Source organism: Microvirga terrestris, from assembly GCF_015694425.1.
Lineage (GTDB): Bacteria > Pseudomonadota > Alphaproteobacteria > Rhizobiales > Beijerinckiaceae > Microvirga > Microvirga terrestris.
In genome coordinates, this window is the sequence record NZ_JADQDN010000001.1 from 364,791 (window position 1) to 380,228 (window position 15,438).

Sequence of the window (15,438 nt, forward strand, 5' to 3'; positions counted from 1 at the left end):
TGAACTTAGTTCGTCGGCGCGCATTCCTTGGCATAGGCGTCCGTGTAGTTGTCGAACACCTTTTCGGCGATTTCCGTCTGCAGTTTACCGTCGGGACGCTTGACCGCTTTCACGAGATAGAAGTCCTGGATCGGGAAGCCGTTGGCGCCGAACTTGAAGTCGCCGCGCAGGGACTTGAACTCGGCCTTCTGAATGGCTGCGCGCAAAGCCTCCTTGTTATCGGTCATGCCGCCTGTTGCCTTGAGAGCAGCATCGATCAGGAGAGCCGCGTCATAGGAGTGCATGGCATAGGAGGCCGGCACCGTGTTGTATGCGGCTTCAAAGGCAGCGACGAACTTCTTGTTTTCCGGCGTATCCATGTTCGGAGCCCAGTTCGAGCCGCTGAGCATGCCGATGGCGGCATCCTGCTGAGCCGGTAGGTTCGTCTCGTCTACCGTGAAGGCGGAGAGGAACGGGATGCGGTCGGCCAAGCCCGCTGCGCGGTACTGCTTGACGAGGTTCACACCCATGCCGCCCGGCATGAAGGTGAAGATGGCGTCCGGCTGCATAGAGGCGATCTTCGCAAGCTCGGACTGAAAATCGAGGGTGTTGAGTGGGGTGTAGGATTCCTCGACGATCTCGCCCTTGTAGTGACGCTTGAATCCTGCCAGAGCGTCCTTTCCGGCCTGATAGTTTGGCGCCAGCAGATACACCTTCTTGTAGCCGCGGTCCTGCGCCACCTTGCCGAGAACCTCATGGTTCTGGTCATTCTGGTAGGAGGTGGCAAAGAAGTACGGGTTGCAGCTCTTGCCAGCGAGGTTCGACGGGCCGGCATTCACGCTGATGTAGAAGGTCTTGGAATCCACGATCGGTTTGTGAGTGGCGACCGCCACGTTCGAGAAGATCGGGCCGACCACGAAGTCGACCTTGTCACGCTCGATGAGGCCTTTGACCTTCGTGACGGCGACATCGGGCTTCAGCTCGTCGTCGACGACAATCACTTCGACGTCGCGCCCACCGAGCTTGCCGCCGAGATCCTTCATGGCGAGCTGGAATCCGTCTCTCGCATGCTGGCCGAGCACAGCGGAAGGGCCGGAGAGGGTGAGGAGAAGGCCGACCTTCAGCTTCTCCTGTGCCATGGCCGGTGCTGCAGCCAGAGTCACGGCCGCTGCAAGGCCAAGGGTCTTAATTGTTGCGTTCATTATGGTCTCCCGGGGGGCTGTTCCCTGCGCACGTTTGCCGTGCTTTACGTGATTGTTCCCGGCGGGACGGAAAGCGCCTCGACGGAAGGGGCGGCGCTACTCTGCCGCAAAACGTTTGTGGCGAACACTCCCTTTATCGGGGTCCTCGCGCTGGCATCCCCAAAATTGGGATTGCCAATGATTGTTTTAAGTTTAAAATAATTTCTGTCTTCTTCAAGTGGATTGTTTCGCAGGGGAAGGCGAGTGGGATGACAGCTACGTGAAAGGCGGGACAAGGGAGCCTGAGGAGCGCGTTCGTGTGCTCCGTACGGCTGGTTCGAAGCTCCCCAGGCCTGCGCGACATTGCTCTCCTGCTCCATAATCGAACGGAGGTGCGGACGATGGCGGACACGGCACATGTGGATACCTTCGCGAGAGACAACCTTCCGCCTCGGGACCAGTGGCCGACATTCCTCTTCACCCGGCCCGAACTTCAGTATCCCGAGCGTCTGAACTGCGCCGTTGCCTTCCTTGATCGCTGGATCGAGGAGGGTAGGGGCGACGAGCCCTGCCTCATCAGCCCAATCGAGACGCTCACCTACCGAGCACTTCAGGAGCGGGTGAATCGGATCTGCAACGTGCTGGTCCAGAGGCTAGGCTTAGTTCCCGGCAGCCGGGTTCTCCTGCGCTCAGCCAACAATCCGATGATGGTGGCGGCCTATCTGGCGGTGCTGAAGGCTGGTGGCATCGTTGTCGCCACCATGCCTTTGCTCCGCGCCCGGGAGATTGCCTATCCGCTCACCAAGGCCAAGATTACCATTGCGCTCTGCGACCACCGCCTCTCGGAGGAGATGGAGCGCGCCAGGGCTTTGGCGCCGGATCTACAGCACGTCGTTTATTGGGGTGCGGACAGGTTGGACAGCTTGGAGGCCATGATCGTCACAGCTTCACCGGATTTTGCAGCCGTGGACACGGCCGCGGACGATGTGTGTCTGATCGGCTTCACCTCAGGCACCACAGGCGAGCCGAAGGGCACCATGCATTTCCATCGCGATATGCTGGCGATCTGCGATGCTTATTCGCGCAATGTGCTGCGACCCGAGCCGAGCGACCGCTTCATCGGCTCGCCCCCGCTCGCCTTCACATTCGGACTCGGTGGCATCGTACTGTTTCCGATGCGGGTGGGCGCCTCGACCGTGCTGCTGGAGAAGGCCGGTCCTGACGATCTCCTGCCAGCGATCGTGCAATACAAGGCCACGATCTGCTTCACAGCGCCCACGGCCTACCGCGCTATGCTGTCAACGCTGGAGGGCTATGACATCTCATCCTTGCGCAAATGCGTCTCGGCCGGCGAGCCTCTGCCAAAGGGCACTTTCGAGGCATGGCGGAGCGCGACGAACATCCGGTTGATGGACGGAATCGGTGCCACCGAGATGCTGCACATCTTCATCGCTGCCGCCGAGGAGGAGATCCGGCCTGGCGCCACCGGCAAGCCTGTTCCCGGATACGAGGCGAAGGTCATCGACGAGGAAGGTCGCGACCTGCCGCCCGGCAGCATCGGCCGTCTGGCTGTGCGCGGGCCGACCGGGTGCCGATATCTCGCCGACGAGCGGCAGGGTAAATACGTTCAGGATGGCTGGAACGTCACCGGAGACACCTACCTCATGGATGAGGACGGGTACTTCTGGTACCAGGCCCGCTCTGACGACATGATCATCTCCGCGGGTTACAATATCGCGGGACCTGAGGTGGAGGCGGCGCTCCTTACGCACCCTGCAGTGGCTGAATGCGGTGTCGTCGGGGCTCCGGATGACAGACGCGGTACGGTGGTGAAGGCTTATGTGGTCCTGCGCCCGGACTATGCTCCCAGCGCAGAGCTCACAAAGTCCATTCAAGACCACGTGAAGCAGGAGATCGCACCATACAAATATCCGCGCCTGATCGAGTTCGTAGAGGTCCTTCCGCGGACTCAGACCGGCAAGCTCCAGCGTTTCGAGCTGCGCCGCATTGCCCAAGAGGTAGCCAATTCACCTGAGGTCGTAAGTGCTTGATCATGCCCGACTTCTGGAGAGCGGCTTTCAGGTTGATCAAAAATTACTTTAAGCTTAAAACAAATTGAAATCACCCGGTAGGAAACCAATGAAGACGGCGATCATCGGCGGCGGCCCAGCGGGGCTTTACTTCGCGATTCTGCTGAAGAAGCTTCGGCCGGAATCCGACATCACGGTCTATGAGCGCAACCGGGCCGACGAGACCTTCGGCTTCGGGGTTGTCTTTTCCGATGCGACTCTCGACAATTTCGAGAAGTACGATCTGCAGAGCTACCAGCGGATCATCCGCGAGTTTGCCTATTGGGACGACATTGCCATCCACTTCAGAGGAACCGAGCACCGGATCGGCGGCAACGGCTTCTGTGGCTGCTCACGGCGCATGCTTCTCCTGATCCTGCAGGATCGGGCGGAGGAACTCGGTGTCACGTTGCTCTACGAAGCGGATGTCGATGACGAGCGCGTGTTCGCGGATGCGGATCTTGTGGTCGTGGCAGATGGCATCAACAGCCGCTTCCGTGAGCGCAATGCGGATCACTTCCAGCCCGAAGTTGACCTGAGGCCCAACAAGTTCACCTGGATGGGCTCGACCAAGCCGCTCGACGCCTTCACGTTCATCTTTCAGGAGACGGAGTGGGGTCCCTTCATCGCCCATGCCTATCAATATGAGGCAAACCGCTCGACCTGGGTGTTCGAGACCGACCCGGAGACGTTCGAGCGGGCCGGGCTGAAGGACAAGAGCGAAGCGGAATCCGCCGCGCTCATGGAGCATATTTTTGGCTGGTTCCTCGGGGGGCACCGCATCCTCACCAACCGTTCGATCTGGCGCAACTTCCCGATGATTCGCAACAAGCGCTGGGTCATGGGCAACAAGGTGCTGCTCGGCGACGCCAAGGCTTCGGCGCATTTCTCCATCGGCTCGGGCACGAAGCTCGCCATGGAAGATGCCATCGCGCTCTATGAAGCCATCCGCCGCGAGCCGAGCGTCGAGGGAGCCTTGGTGCTCTATGAGACGGGACGGCGCGAGGAAGTCGAGAAAACCCAGCATGCGGCTGACGTGTCGCTGGTCTGGTTCGAGCATGTGGCCCGCTTCTGGGACTTCGACCCGGTACAGTTCGCTTTCGGCGTGATGACACGCGCCAAGGCGATCACTTACGACAATTTGCGCCTGCGAGCCCCCGATTTCGTTGCCGCCGTCGACCAGACCTTTGCGAAGAATGTGCAGCGACAGGGTTTCGATGTTTCGGTGGAGAGTCCCGCGGTCCCTATGTTCCAGCCCTTCCGGCTGCGCGACATGACGTTCGCGAACCGTGTCGTGGTATCGCCGATGGACATGTATTCGGCCAAGGACGGAGTGCCGAACGACTTCCATCTCGTGCATTATGGCTCGCGCGCCACAGGCGGGGCAGGGCTCGTGTTTACGGAGATGACCTGCGTGTCTCCGGAATCGCGCATCACCCTCGGCTGCACCGGATTGTGGAACGACGAGCAGGAGATCGCTTGGAAGCGGATTGTCGACTTTGTTCATGCGAACTCGGCCACAAAGATCTGTCTGCAACTCGGGCATGCGGGTCGGAAAGGCGCCACCAAGCTCATGTGGGAGGGCATCGACCGGCCGCTGGAGGAGGGTGCCTGGGACATCTGCTCCGCGTCGCCCATCCCGTATTTCCCGGACAGCCAGGTTCCGCGTGAGGTGACACGGGCGGAACTCGACACCATCAGGACGCAGTTCGTCGAGGCTGCCATCCGTGGCGAGCGTGCCGGCTTCGACATGCTCGAACTCCACTGCGCTCATGGATACCTGCTGGCGAGCTTCATCTCGCCGCTCACCAACCAGCGCACGGACGAGTATGGCGGCTCCATCGAGAACCGCCTGCGCTATCCGCTGGAGGTGTTTGACGCCATGCGCGAGGTCTGGCCTGCGTACAAGCCCATGTCGGTCCGCATTTCCGCAACCGACTGGGCCGAGGGCGGTGTCACCGGCGATGATGCGGTGGAAGTCGCGCGCGCCTTCGCCGAGCACGGGGTCGATCTCGTCGATGTCTCGACCGGCCAGACCGTGCGCGAGGCGCGGCCCATTTATGGACGCATGTTCCAGACGCCGTTCTCCGACCAGGTGCGCAACGAGGCACGCGTTGCAACCATGTGCGTCGGCAACATCACGACAGCCGATCAGGTGAACACGATCCTGGCCGCAGGACGGGCGGATCTCGTCGCCCTCGGTCGCCCGCATCTCGTCGACCCGTTCTTCACCATGAAGGCTGCGGCCTGGTATGGTGCTGCCGGCATCCATTGCCCACCGCAATATCATGCGGGACGGGATCAGATCTTCCGAAACTCCGTGCGCGACCGGCAGGATCTGGAAGAGCTCAAGATCAAGGCCAAGCCCAAGACCCGGGCCGAGTTGAAGATGGAGGCCAGAGAGAAGCCTCTCGCGGCAGAGTGAGATGATCATGACAACTCTCAAGGGCCGGCATGCACTGGTTACGGGCGGTGGCCGCGGGATCGGCCGGGCCATCGCAGCTTCGCTCGTCAAGGCGGGGGCGACGGTGACCATTGTCGGGCGCAACCCCGCGACGCTCGAGCAGGCCATCATGCAGGGCGATGCCCACGCTGCTGCCGTGGCGGATGTCTCGGATGCCCAGAGAGTAGGGGCCGCCGTGCAGGAATCGGTTTCTCGTTATGGGCCGGTCGACCTGATGATCGCCAATGCCGGAGGGGCGGTTTCCGCGCCCTTCATGAAATCCGGCCCTGATGTTTTTCGGCAGATGCTCGACGTGAATCTGCTGGGCGTCACGAACATGGCTCATGCAGTGCTGGATTCCATGACGAAGCGAGGTTTCGGGCGCATCGTTGCCGTTGCTTCGACGGCGGGTCTGAAAGGTTATCCTTATGTGAGCGCCTATTGTGCCGCCAAGCATGCGGTCATCGGCTTCGTTCGCGCCCTGGCGCTTGAGACAGCCAGAACCGGCGTGACCGTCAATGCCATCTGTCCGGGTTTTGCCGATACCGATCTCGTGGCAGAGAGCCTCGGGACTATCATGGCAAAGACGGGCAGGACCCGGGAAGAAGCCTTGGGAGAGTTCGTGAAGCATAACCCTCAGGGCAGATTGATCGACCCAACGGAGGTGGCCGGTGCAGCGCTCTGGCTCTGCAGCGAGGAAGCACGGTCCGTCACAGGACAGGCCATCGTGGTGGCCGGGGGAGAAATCTAAAGATGGACGATCAGGCGATTCCGCTCGATGCCGAAACCAAGGCTGTCGAGATGCCGGACGATCACCGGGAGGAACTGCGCCTCTGGCTGCGCCTTCTCACCTGCACCACCCTCATCGAGGGAGAGGTGCGTAGCCGCCTGCGCGAACAGTTCGGTGTCACCTTGCCGCGTTTCGACCTGATGGCGCAGCTCGACAAGGCGCCAGGCGGCATGACCTTGTCCGATCTCTCGAAACGCATGATGGTCTCGAATGGCAATCTCACCGGGCTCGTCGACCGGCTTGTCACATCCGGCCATGTCGTACGCACGGCTTCTCCGACGGACCGCAGGGCCTCGGTGATCAGCCTGACGGAAAGTGGCCGCGCTGAGTTTCGCGCCATGGCCACCAAACATGAGCACTGGATCGCCGATCTGTTCGGCGATCTGACAGAGAGGGATCGCGGCGAGCTCATGCGGCTTCTTGGTAAAACCAAGCTGTCGGCGCGGCGCGCCATCCAAGGAGAAGGCTAGTGATGCAGGTTGCCAATTCCGTCACGCTACCGCTCGCAACTTATCAGCCGCGCCATTTTCTCCTCACAGTCGACGGACCCGTTGCGACGGTCACGCTCAATCGCCCGGAGAAGAAGAACCCCCTCACCTTCGAGAGCTATCGCGAGCTGGCGGATTTCTTCCATGCCTGTGCGAAGGACGAGGACGTCAAAACTATTGTCATGGCAGGCGCTGGCGGAAATTTCTCGTCGGGCGGCGATGTTTTCGAGATCATCGGCCCGCTCGTCGAGATGGACACGAAACGCCTCACCGCCTTCACGCGCATGACCGGAGAACTGGTGAAGGCCATGCGGGCTGCGCCTCAGCCGATCATTGCAGCCGTGGAGGGCATCTGCGCGGGCGCGGGCGCCATCGTCGCAATGGCGTCGGATATCCGTCTTGCCGCCCCTGGTGCGAAGGTAGCATTCTTGTTCAACAAGGTGGGTCTCGCAGGCTGCGATATGGGCGCCTGCGCGATTCTTCCCCGGATCATCGGTCAGGGACGGGCCTCAGAGCTGCTTTACACGGGCCGCTTCATGAGTGCCGAGGAAGGCGAGCGCTGGGGCTTTTTCAGTCGCATCGTCGATACCGGCGAGCTGCTGGGCGAGTCCTATAACCTTGCTCGGATGATCGGCACCGGACCGACCTATGCCAACACGATGACAAAGCGCATGCTCGCCATGGAATGGGCGATGTCGGTCGAGGAAGCCATCGAGGCTGAGGCCGTGGCGCAGGCGCTGTGTATGACGACCGAGGATTTCGCCCGGGCCTATCGCGCCTTCGCGGCCAAGGAAAAGCCGGTCTTCAAGGGAGATTGACGTGGTCGATACGAGCTTTCTCTCCTGGCCTTTCTTTGAGGCCCACCATCGGCAATTTGCCGAGGGTTTGCGCGACTGGGCTGCACGGGAAATCCACCCTCTTATTGATCACCATGACGTTGACGAATCCTGCCGCCATCTCGTCCGCCGCCTCGGCGAAGGCGGATGGCTCAAGGCCGTCGTGCCGCAGGCCAATGGCGGCCTATCACCGACATTCGACGTTCGCACCCTGTGCCTTGCTCGCGAGACACTGGCCTATCAGGACGGTTTGGCGGATTTTGCCTTCGCCATGCAGGGACTGGGCACGGGTCCGATCACCCTGTTCGGATCCGAAGCTCTGAAGGAAAAATACCTGCCGCCGGTCGCCCGCGGCGAAGCCATTGCGGCCTTCGCGCTGTCGGAACCGGAGGCAGGTTCGGATGTCGCCGCCATGAGCACGACGGCGACCCCAGATGGGCCTGATCATGTGCACCTCGATGGCGTGAAGACATGGATTTCGAATGGCGGTATCGCCGATCACTACGTGGTGTTCGCGCGGTCCGGCGAGGCTCCTGGGGCGAAGGGTCTGTCGGCCTATATGGTCGATGCGCAGACGCCAGGGCTGACGGTCGAGAACCGGATCGATGTCATTGCGCCCCATCCCTTAGCAACCCTTCGGTTCGAAGGCTGCCGGGTGCCGCTCTCGCAGCGCGTCGGAGGGCCAGGTGAGGGGTTCAAGGTGGCCATGGCGACTCTCGATGTCTTCCGCTCGACGGTGGGAGCCGCGGCCCTTGGCCTAGCCCGCCGCGCACTCGACGAGGCGCTGCAGCACGCTTCCTCCCGCAAGCTCTTCGGGGCTCCCTTGGGCGAGCTTCAATTGACGCAAGCCTCCCTGGCCGACATGGCAACCGGGGTCGATACCGCTGGACTGTTGGTCTACCGCGCAGCATGGACCAAAGATCAGGGTGCGGAGCGCGTCACCCGCGAGGCTGCCATGGCGAAGATGCATGCCACGGAAGAGGCGCAGCGCGTGATCGACCGGGCGGTCCAAATCTTCGGTGGCCTTGGCGTGACCAAGGGTGTGAAGGTCGAGGAGCTCTATCGCGAGATCAGGGCTTTAAGAATCTACGAGGGAGCGACCGAAGTGCAGAAGATCGTGATTGCACGGGAGCTCCTGAAGATGCACGCACAGCAATCCAAGCATCGAGAGGGAGGATGCCGATGACAGCCGCTGTTGGAGGGGCTCCCTTGCCCGCCACCGATGATGGTCCCGAAGTTCTCAACCCGAAGCACTGGCCGACGCCGAAGGGCTATGCCAACGGCATGATGGCGGAGGGCAGGATCGTGGTCACTGGCGGCATTGTCGGGTGGGATGAGACCTATGCTTTCGCCGATGGCTTCGTGGCTCAGGCGCGTCAGATCTTCGAGAATATCCGGGCGATCCTGGCGGAGGGAGGGGCTGAGCCCCGGCATCTGGTGCGGCTGACCTGGTATGTCGTCGACATCGATGAATACCTTACGAATCTGCGCGAACTCGGTCGCGCCTATCGCGATGTGTTCGGCACCCATTATCCGGCGATGGCGCTCGTCCAGGTCGTGCGTCTCGTGGAAAAGGTTGCTCGCATCGAGATCGAGGCAACCGCGATCGTGCCACGTCGGACAGCAACCTGACTTCCGTCCTTAGGGAGGAGTGAGGTCCTGCAGCCGGTTGGAAGATCCTGCCTATTGGACTAGGATGGCGGGCCTTGGATCCCCATGGCCAGGAAAGCGCAATGATCGGCTCCTTGCGACAAGCCCTGCGCGAGATGGCAGTCCCGCTGATCGGCGCAATTCTAGTGGCCCTGTTCATGGCCTTGCAGGTTCTCGGGACGCAGCAGGCACTCGGAGGGCTCGTCTTTCTCTCTCCGGCTCAGACCTCGAGCCCCCGGAGGACACTGGAGGGCTTCCGCGTCGACGCATCTCGTGCGACGGCTCTGCTCATGGGGGCTTATCGGGAGAGCCGGTCCGAGCCTGGCTTGTTCTTGAGTGAACGCGTCACCCGAAAGGCCGCAGAGGCCGATGCTCTACTGGCCAGAGCCGCCCAAACTCTTGATCTGCGGGAGATTCCCCCGGTCGAACTGGAGCATCGGCGGCTTGAGTCCGTCATTCTCCTGAAAGAGATTCTCGACCGTATCCCGTTGCCGGACTTAAGTGTCATCCCGGGTGACAACGAGGTCGCGACGAAGACGCCGGCAAGCTGGAATGTACCCGGTACGGACCTTCGGATCGTGCGCATCCCTGAGGGGCCAAGAGCGGGAGAGTATCTGTTCTCGAGTGGAACGGTCCTGCGGCTTGAGAGCATCTATCAGGCTATCCGCAACCAACCCAATCTGAGCGGCGCGGAGACCGATTTCTACAATTTCTTCAGTCAGTCTCCTGGCCATCTGCTGCCGCCGAAATGGTTCAGCGTGATCGAAGCCCTTCCGGCATCCCTGAAGGTGGAGATCGAGGGGCAGGCGGTCTGGCAATGGATCGCGTTCTTTCTCGTGGCAGGCCTCGCCACTGGGGCGGTCGTGCGAGTGCGCTCCCTGGCACGCAATGCCGCCTCCTCTCAGAGCGGAACGGTGCAGGTCCTGTCGGATGTGATTGTGCCCGGCGCGGTCGCAGTGGCTGCTTTGTTTGTGCGCTACATGAGCGACAACCAGATCAACCTGACAGGCCAAGTTAACGACGTTGTGGAGCAGGTTGCCGAAGGCATCGCCTATATCGCCATGATCTGGGCCGTCATTGCCTTCTCCAACGCCGTTGCCGGAAGGCTCTATCTGTCTGCGACCAAGAGTATTGACGCTCATCTGGCACGAGCTGCCATTCGCATTGGCGGCCTTGCCGTCGCCATATCACTTCTCATCTATGGCGCCTCTCATCTGGGCATTCCGCTGGCTGGCCTCCTGGCAGGCCTGGGGGTCGGCGGTCTGGCGGTTGCGCTTGCGGCCAAGCCGACCCTGGAGAACTTCATCGGCGGCTTGATCCTCTATGCGGACCGGCCTGTCCGGGTCGGCGATCTCTGCCGGTTCGACAAACTCGAAGGCCGGGTCGAGGAGATCGGGATCCGCTCGACCCGGATCAGGGGGCTCGACCGGACCCTGATCACGATCCCGAACGCAACCTTCGTGAACATGAACATCATCAACCTGACCAACCGGGACAGGATGCCATACGACCGAGTCCTTGGGTTGACCGCTACGAAAACCACTGCGATCCGCCACGAGATCGAAGCCATGGCCGCCCTTGTAGCGGAGCACCCGAGGATTGAACGCGGTTCCGTGCAGGTGAGGTTGCGGGAAGGGCATGAGGAGAAGCCGAAGGTCGAGATCTGCGCCCTGATCACGACCTCAAGATGGAGCGAGTTCCTTGAGATCCAGCAGGAGCTCGATCTCATGCTGCGGGACAAGCTCCTGGCTTCTGCATCTGCCGACGAGGCTGCCCCTGGTGCGGCGGGCAATGTGGTGCCGCTCAAGGATCCGGCATGAACGAGGATTAAATCTCAGGTAGTGATCGAGACGATCTCGGCCTGACCTTGCCCGACGGTGATGGTATCCCCGACCTCCTTGCCCATAAGGGCCTGAGCCAGGGGAGAGACGTAGGAGAGGCTGCCTTTCGCCGGATCGGCCTCATCCTCGCCGACGATGCGGTAGGTCTGCCGCCGTCCATCCTCGCGCTCGAAAGTGACTTCGGCTCCGAAGCGAACATGGGACGTGTCGGTGGGCGGAGGGACCACCTCGGCCGAGACCCTGCGGGCGGACCAGTAGCGCAGATCGCGGGAGAGGCGGGCGACCTCGGCCTTATCATCCCTGACCTGGGCGTCTCTTAGGCGCTTCTCAAGCGACTCGATTTCAGCGTCCATGCGGGCCAGACCCGCCGGCGTGACGAGATGGTGGGGGCTGATCGACCGGTCAGGCAGGTCCTCGAAGGCTTCTCCGCCTTCGGCTTCACGAACAAAGGCACGACTCATGGCGTTTCCTCCGCCTGGGAGGAGAACGTCCGAAACCGGCTAAGTTTCCCTGCTTGGCCTTTAGGGCTTGCCTTGCCTCAGGCGGCCGACGATTCCGCCAGGAAAGGCATAGACGCTGATGATGAATAGAGCACCGAGCCACAGCAGCCAGCGATCCGGATGAATGAGGTTGGGCAGGAGCGGGATTCCCGCGAGTGCAGCGCTTCCGGCACCCATGAGCACCTGCAGGTAACTCTGGGCCAGCACGAACACGGCCGCCCCGATGACGGCCCCGTACATGGTGCCCATGCCGCCGATTACGACCATGAGCAGGATGTCGATCATGATCGCGAAGGACAGGGTGGTGTCCGGCCCGTTATAGCGCAGCCACAAAGCCATCAGCGCGCCGGCGATCGTCGCGGCTAGTGCCGAGATGACGGAAGCGACCGTGCGGTAGGCCACGACCCGGTAGCCCAGGGCCTCCGCCCGGAACTCGTTCTCGCGGATCGCCTGGAGCACGCGGCCGAAGGGCGAGTTCACGATGCGCAGCAGGAGCAGGAAAACGATGAGCGAGACGACGAAGACCAGATAATAGGCGAGCAGCCGTCCGTTGATCATGGTGCCGAAGACCGGCTCAGAGAAAAGCCGGAAGGCCGGGCGAAGGGCCGGCGGCAGCTGGAACGACAGGCCGTCCTCGCCGCCGGTGATGTCGGACAACTGGGAGGCCAGAACGGCCGCCGCGGAGGCGACCGCCAGGGTGATCATCGAGAAGAAGATGGCGCGCACCCGAAGTGACAGCAGACCGATGGCAATTGCCAATACGGCTGATAGGGCGAGGGCTGATGCCAGGCCGATGGCGACCGAACCCCAGGTGGGGCTGACGCGCTCCAGCGCGATGGCGATGCCATAGCCTCCGATGCCGAAGAACATGGTGTGGGCGAATGAGACGATGCCGGAATAGCCGAGCAGCAGGTCGTAGCTCGCGACCAGAACGATGAACACGCAGATCTTCGCCGCCGTGCCCACGGGCTGGCTGCCGGAGAACAGGAACGGGGTCGCGGCCAGAAGAACGAAGATGGCAAGCAGGATGAGGCTCAGCGCCCGCGAGCGGGGCAGGTCGGAGGACAGGAGCCCGGTCAGGATCCCGCCGCGCCGGCGGGTCTCGTCGAAGGCCAGAGGGAGGGCGGGAGAGGTGCTCATCGGCGTGCTACCGGAAACAGGCCCTGAGGACGCCAGATGAGGACGAGGGCCATGACGAGGATGTTGGAGATCAGCGCCAGCTTCGGTTCGATGAAGCCGACATAGTTGGCAACGAGCGCCACGAGGATGGAGCCCACGAAGCAGCCGCCGACGGAGCCGAGACCGCCGATGATGATGACGATGAACACCAGCACCATCACTTCCATACCCATGCCGGCGGTGAGCGTCTGGCGGTAGAAAGCCCACATGACGCCGCCGAGACCGGCAAGGGCCGAACCGGCGATGAAGACGCTGACGAAGAGGCGGCGGATGCGGTAGCCCAAAGCCTCGACCATCTCCGGGTTCTCGACACCGGCGCGGATGAGCAGGCCGATCCGGGTGCGGTTGAGGATCAGCTGCATACCGAGAAACACCACGAGCCCGATCACGACCGCGATGACCCGGTATCGCTCCATGACGATGTCGCCCAGCACGAAGGCGCCGCGCAGGGATTGCGGCAGCGGGATCGGGATGGGCGAGGCGCCCCAGATGGCGTGGATGAGCTGCTCGGTGACGATCAGGCCGCCCATGGTGACGAGGATCTGCTTGAGATGGCTGCCATAGACCGGACGCACGATCACGCGCTCGAACACGGCTCCGGCGAGGGCCGTCACAGTCATGGCGACCAGGATGCACAACCCCAGGAGAGCCAGGTTCAGCCCGATGGAATCCGACAAGGCCCAGCCGGCCAGGGGACTCAGAACGAGAAGGGTCGCGTAGGCGCCGAGCGAGATGAAGACCCCGTGCCCGAAATTGATGATGTCCATGAGGCCGAACACAAGGGTGAGCCCCGAGGCCATCAGGAAGATCATCATGCCCATGGCGAGCCCTGCCACCGTGAGCGTCACCCAGGTCGAAGGATTGCCGACGAAGGGCAGCGCCAGAAGGGCGAGAGCCGGAACGAGCAGCAGAGGCAGCCAGTCGGTCTTGGTGCGGGGGAGTTCGGCCGGAGCCGAGGGTTGGGCAGCCATGTCACTCATTGGTGGGCATCCAGAGAGAGGCCGAGCAGGCGCTGCTGCATGTCCTTGTCCGCCACGAGGTCGCTCATGGCCCCGGAATGCACGATGCGTCCATCATCCATCACGACCACATTGTCGCCGAGCGCCGAGGCTGCATAGAAATTCTGTTCCACGAGCAGGATCGTCTCGCCTGAAGCTTTCAGCGATTTGAAGGCCTCGATCATGCTGCGCACCATCACGGGAGCGAGGCCCTTGGTGGGCTCGTCGATGAGCAGCAGGCGGCGAGGTTCTGAAATAGCACGGGCGATCGCCAGCATCTGCTTTTGCCCCCCAGACAGATTGCCGGCGGGCAGGTTCCAGAAGCGCTTGAGGGCAGGAAACAACCCGAGGAGCCAATCGAGGCGGCTTTTATCGACCGGGCCACTGCGGGCGGCGAGCACGATGTTCTCGCGCACTGTCAGGTCGGTGAAGATGCCCATGGATTCCGGCACATAGGCAATGCCCGCGCGGGCGATGTCCGGCGTCGACCGGGTGGTGATATCGCTGCCATCGAAGCGGATGTTGCCCGAGGAGGCCTGCCACAGGCCCATGATGGTGCGCAGGGTCGTGGTCTTGCCGGCGCCGTTGCGGCCGAGCAGCATGGTCAGTTCGCCGGCCGGAACGGCGAAATCCACCCCGTGGAGAATGTGATAGGGGCCGATATGCGTGTGCACGCCGGAAAGCTGCAGCAGAGGCTCAGTCACGGGCGACCTCCACGCCGAGATAGGCTTCCTGCACCACCGGCGAGGCGATGACCTCGGCGGGATCGCCGTCAGCCACGAGGGCGCCGTTGTGCAGCACGATGATGCGGTCGGAGAGCGAGCGCACCACGTCCATCTTGTGTTCGACGAGGAGCACGGTCGCGTCCCCGCGCTGCCTGATGTCGTTGATCAGTTCGAGCACGGTCGGCACCTCGTCCACGCTCATGCCGGCCGTTGGCTCGTCGAACATGAAGACCTTGGGCTCCATGGCGATGAGAAGAGCAACCTCGAGCTTGCGCTGGTCCCCGTGCGAGAGCGCTTTCGGCGCGACGTGGCGCTTGTCGGCCAAACGCACCCGCTCCAGAACAGCTTCTGCCTGCTCGATCAGATCGCGGCGGGTGTTCCACACCTTGAGCAGCGACCAGCCCGCATCGGCACGGCTCTGCACGGCCAGGCGCACATTCTCGAGTGCGGTGAGCTGCGGAAAAAGATTGGTAAGCTGGAAGGCGCGTCCGAGCCCGCGCTTGGTGCGAGCCGAGGGCGCAAGGCCTGTGATGTCCTCGCCGCCGACGATCACCTGACCCGATGTGGCGCGCAGCTGGCCAGAGATCAGGTTGAAATAGGTGGTCTTGCCGGCGCCGTTGGGGCCGACAATGGCCGTGAGCGTGCCGGCGGTGAAGCGGCACGACACGTCGTTGACGGCCACATGGCCGCCGAAGCGAATCGTAAGCCCGCGCGTTTCAAGCGCGGGCGTCGTTGTTGCGGATGTGGTCACTGGTCTGT

General features: G+C 62.3%; 14 protein-coding genes. 8 read left to right on the top strand and 6 right to left on the bottom strand.

Features of this window, described 5'->3' with window-relative positions; genetic code table 11:
• Positions 1 to 5: 5 nt before the first annotated feature.
• The gene (locus I2H36_RS01600; RefSeq protein ID WP_196262135.1) at positions 6 to 1,181 is read right to left on the bottom strand and encodes an ABC transporter substrate-binding protein; all 1,176 of its coding nucleotides are present in this window, start codon (positions 1,179 to 1,181) and stop codon (positions 6 to 8) included.
• 380 nt (positions 1,182 to 1,561) lie between these two features.
• On the opposite strand from I2H36_RS01600, the gene I2H36_RS01605 reads away from it, so the two are divergent.
• The 8 genes from I2H36_RS01605 (at position 1,562) to I2H36_RS01640 (ending at position 11,256) form a co-directional block, all read left to right on the top strand.
• Complete coding sequence (locus tag I2H36_RS01605) at positions 1,562 to 3,211, top strand: benzoate-CoA ligase family protein (protein WP_196262136.1); 1,650 nt, start codon at positions 1,562 to 1,564, stop codon at positions 3,209 to 3,211.
• Positions 3,212 to 3,299: 88 nt separating this feature from the next.
• Positions 3,300 to 5,654 carry a bifunctional salicylyl-CoA 5-hydroxylase/oxidoreductase gene (locus I2H36_RS01610; RefSeq protein ID WP_196262137.1) on the top strand — a complete coding sequence of 785 codons (2,355 nt, stop codon included), beginning with the start codon at positions 3,300 to 3,302 and terminating at the stop codon, positions 5,652 to 5,654.
• Position 5,655: 1 nt separating this feature from the next.
• The gene (locus tag I2H36_RS01615) at positions 5,656 to 6,423 is read left to right on the top strand and encodes an SDR family NAD(P)-dependent oxidoreductase (protein WP_210330886.1); all 768 of its coding nucleotides are present in this window, start codon (positions 5,656 to 5,658) and stop codon (positions 6,421 to 6,423) included.
• 2 nt (positions 6,424 to 6,425) lie between these two features.
• The gene (locus I2H36_RS01620; RefSeq protein WP_196262139.1) at positions 6,426 to 6,932 is read left to right on the top strand and encodes a MarR family winged helix-turn-helix transcriptional regulator; all 507 of its coding nucleotides are present in this window, start codon (positions 6,426 to 6,428) and stop codon (positions 6,930 to 6,932) included.
• 2 nt (positions 6,933 to 6,934) lie between these two features.
• Positions 6,935 to 7,768, top strand: coding sequence for an enoyl-CoA hydratase family protein (locus I2H36_RS01625; protein WP_210330926.1), 834 nt, complete (start codon positions 6,935 to 6,937; stop codon positions 7,766 to 7,768).
• A 1-nt stretch (position 7,769) separates the two neighbouring features.
• Complete coding sequence (locus I2H36_RS01630) at positions 7,770 to 8,972, top strand: acyl-CoA dehydrogenase family protein (RefSeq protein WP_196262141.1); 1,203 nt, start codon at positions 7,770 to 7,772, stop codon at positions 8,970 to 8,972.
• Positions 8,969 to 9,418: a RidA family protein gene (locus I2H36_RS01635; protein ID WP_196262142.1), complete on the top strand. Its 450-nt coding sequence runs from the start codon at positions 8,969 to 8,971 to the stop codon at positions 9,416 to 9,418. Before I2H36_RS01630 ends, I2H36_RS01635 begins: the two co-directional genes overlap by 4 nt.
• Before the next feature lie 101 nt (positions 9,419 to 9,519).
• Complete coding sequence (locus I2H36_RS01640) at positions 9,520 to 11,256, top strand: mechanosensitive ion channel family protein (RefSeq protein ID WP_196262143.1); 1,737 nt, start codon at positions 9,520 to 9,522, stop codon at positions 11,254 to 11,256.
• Between the two features lie 14 nt (positions 11,257 to 11,270).
• Here I2H36_RS01640 and greA read toward each other — a convergent pair whose 3' ends face one another.
• The 5 genes from greA to I2H36_RS01665 are packed head-to-tail and all read right to left on the bottom strand — an operon-like array spanning position 11,271 to position 15,430.
• The gene (gene greA / locus I2H36_RS01645; RefSeq protein ID WP_196262144.1) at positions 11,271 to 11,738 is read right to left on the bottom strand and encodes a transcription elongation factor GreA; all 468 of its coding nucleotides are present in this window, start codon (positions 11,736 to 11,738) and stop codon (positions 11,271 to 11,273) included.
• Between the two features lie 60 nt (positions 11,739 to 11,798).
• On the bottom strand, positions 11,799 to 12,917 hold the full coding sequence (locus I2H36_RS01650; protein ID WP_246718594.1) for a branched-chain amino acid ABC transporter permease: 1,119 nt from the start codon (positions 12,915 to 12,917) through the stop codon (positions 11,799 to 11,801).
• On the bottom strand, positions 12,914 to 13,936 hold the full coding sequence (locus I2H36_RS01655) for a branched-chain amino acid ABC transporter permease (RefSeq protein ID WP_196262145.1): 1,023 nt from the start codon (positions 13,934 to 13,936) through the stop codon (positions 12,914 to 12,916). The genes I2H36_RS01650 and I2H36_RS01655 overlap by 4 nt, the downstream gene beginning before the upstream one ends.
• Positions 13,933 to 14,658: an ATP-binding cassette domain-containing protein gene (locus I2H36_RS01660; RefSeq protein ID WP_196262146.1), complete on the bottom strand. Its 726-nt coding sequence runs from the start codon at positions 14,656 to 14,658 to the stop codon at positions 13,933 to 13,935. Before I2H36_RS01660 ends, I2H36_RS01655 begins: the two co-directional genes overlap by 4 nt.
• Positions 14,651 to 15,430, bottom strand: coding sequence for an ATP-binding cassette domain-containing protein (locus I2H36_RS01665; RefSeq protein WP_196262147.1), 780 nt, complete (start codon positions 15,428 to 15,430; stop codon positions 14,651 to 14,653). The genes I2H36_RS01660 and I2H36_RS01665 overlap by 8 nt, the downstream gene beginning before the upstream one ends.
• Positions 15,431 to 15,438 lie beyond the last annotated feature (8 nt).

Excerpts from the sequence above, each read along its gene's own strand:
- I2H36_RS01600 (WP_196262135.1), bottom strand. The coding sequence starts at position 1,181 with ATGAACGCAACAATTAAGACCCTTGGCCTTGCAGCGGCCGTGACTCTG.
- I2H36_RS01605 (WP_196262136.1), top strand. The coding sequence starts at position 1,562 with ATGGCGGACACGGCACATGTGGATACCTTCGCGAGAGACAACCTTCCG.
- I2H36_RS01610 (WP_196262137.1), top strand. The coding sequence starts at position 3,300 with ATGAAGACGGCGATCATCGGCGGCGGCCCAGCGGGGCTTTACTTCGCG.
- I2H36_RS01615 (WP_210330886.1), top strand. The coding sequence starts at position 5,656 with ATGATCATGACAACTCTCAAGGGCCGGCATGCACTGGTTACGGGCGGT.
- I2H36_RS01620 (WP_196262139.1), top strand. The coding sequence starts at position 6,426 with ATGGACGATCAGGCGATTCCGCTCGATGCCGAAACCAAGGCTGTCGAG.
- I2H36_RS01625 (WP_210330926.1), top strand. The coding sequence starts at position 6,935 with ATGCAGGTTGCCAATTCCGTCACGCTACCGCTCGCAACTTATCAGCCG.
- I2H36_RS01635 (WP_196262142.1), top strand. The coding sequence starts at position 8,969 with ATGACAGCCGCTGTTGGAGGGGCTCCCTTGCCCGCCACCGATGATGGT.
- I2H36_RS01640 (WP_196262143.1), top strand. The coding sequence starts at position 9,520 with ATGATCGGCTCCTTGCGACAAGCCCTGCGCGAGATGGCAGTCCCGCTG.
- greA (WP_196262144.1), bottom strand. The coding sequence starts at position 11,738 with ATGAGTCGTGCCTTTGTTCGTGAAGCCGAAGGCGGAGAAGCCTTCGAG.
- I2H36_RS01650 (WP_246718594.1), bottom strand. The coding sequence starts at position 12,917 with ATGAGCACCTCTCCCGCCCTCCCTCTGGCCTTCGACGAGACCCGCCGG.
- I2H36_RS01655 (WP_196262145.1), bottom strand. The coding sequence starts at position 13,936 with ATGAGTGACATGGCTGCCCAACCCTCGGCTCCGGCCGAACTCCCCCGC.